The organism is Cellulomonas sp. P4_A2 (genome assembly GCF_056402515.1).
In genome coordinates this window covers 1-449 of record NZ_JBFUHG010000114.1, presented here as the reverse complement: position 1 = coordinate 449, position 449 = coordinate 1, and the positions used below count along the sequence as shown (strand labels likewise).

The following is a 449-nucleotide window of genomic DNA, read 5'->3' as shown; positions in this document are numbered from 1 at the left end:
GGCCCCGAGCACGCGTGCGGCCTCCGCGACATCGCCGTCGGCGACGGCGGCGAGACAGAGCGCCTCGATACAGCCGCGCCCGCCGCAGCTGCACGGCGGCCCGTCCAGCGACACGGTCTGATGCCCGAACTCACCGGCACCGGTACGGGCCCCGCGGTGCAACGCCCCGCCGAGAAACAGCCCGGCGCCGAGCCCGGTCCCGAGATGCAGATACGCGAAGTCGCCCGGACCGTCGGCCCGCAGGGCGAGCCCGAGGGCGGCGGCGTTGGTGTCCTTGTCGACGACGACGGGCAACCCGGTACGAGCGGCGAGGGCGTCCTGGAGCGGATAGCCGTCCCACTGCGGAAACCCGGTGACCCGATGGAGCACGCCCCCGCGATGGTCCAGGGGCCCGGGCACGGCCACACCGATCCCGAGCACGGTCCGCGCGCCCACCACGGGAGCGGCCC

The 449-nt window shown here is 75.5% G+C and carries 1 protein-coding gene; it reads right to left on the bottom strand.

What is annotated here, in order from left to right; translation table 11 throughout:
* A partial coding sequence (locus AC1DUE_RS20345) for an ROK family protein (protein ID WP_477041216.1) occupies positions 1–420 on the bottom strand: 420 nt, incomplete at its 3' end.
* Positions 421–449: the final 29 nt, after the last annotated feature.